1 protein-coding gene is annotated in these 787 nt (G+C 36.0%); it reads left to right on the forward strand.

The genetic code is table 11. The features are described 5' to 3' along the window. Positions 1-202 precede the first annotated feature (202 nt). On the forward strand, positions 203-571 hold the full coding sequence (locus H4J73_RS02175) for a ribonuclease E inhibitor RraB (RefSeq protein WP_182223092.1): 369 nt from the start codon (positions 203-205) through the stop codon (positions 569-571). Positions 572-787 lie beyond the last annotated feature (216 nt).

Genomic DNA, 787 nt, shown 5'->3' on the forward strand with positions numbered 1-787 from the left:
GTTCGTGCAGAGTTTGATTCAACGTTCTCTGCATATAACAAGTTGCTCAAACGGAAAAATAACAGTTGGCCATCGCTTCGCGATTATAGCCAACCATTATTTTCCGCTTAGCAAAGCGTTATAAGTTTAGGAGAGTTCAGTGTTAAAATTCATTATTGTACTTTTCTTATTAAGTTTTAATTTGAGTGCACAAGAGAAAGTTATGGATAACATCCCCAATAAAAACATTACAATTGAACAGCTCGACGAAATGTTCAATAACATATCTGAACAAGGTCAATGGGACTTATCACAACCACTACTTTGGGGTTACTTCTTCACCGATAATGATCCGAATAAATTAGAATTGGTTATACCTAAATTCCAAGCTATGGATTACAAAGTTGTTGATATATTTCTGGCTGAGAAGGAAGAAGAAAATGAACCAGATTTATTTTATCTTCATATCGAAAAGCCTGAGATTCACGATAGTAAGTCCTTAGATAAACGAAACGATACGTTTTATATTTTTGCACACCAAAATGGTTTAGATTCATACGATGGTATGGATGTTGGGCCAGTAGCGCAATAAACTTATAACAAGTTACTCAAACGGACGCTAAACAGTTGGCTAGCACTCGTTCCTCGTACATTTTAGCCAACTATTTCGCGCCGCTTAGTAAGGCGTTATATGCTCTTAATAAATACGTTTTAGGGCAAGACATTTTTAGCTAAGTGTTTTACGCTAAACTCGGTTTATTGCAGCACTAATAAGCATTGCCTCTTTTACCTTTTTCAAAGGTGGCAA

Origin of the sequence: Colwellia sp. MB3u-41 (assembly GCF_014076845.1) — a bacterium.
Lineage (GTDB): Bacteria > Pseudomonadota > Gammaproteobacteria > Enterobacterales > Alteromonadaceae > Colwellia_A.

Bases quoted from the DNA above. Each gene is read 5' to 3' on its own strand.
- H4J73_RS02175 (WP_182223092.1), top strand. From the start codon at position 203: ATGGATAACATCCCCAATAAAAACATTACAATTGAACAGCTCGACGAA.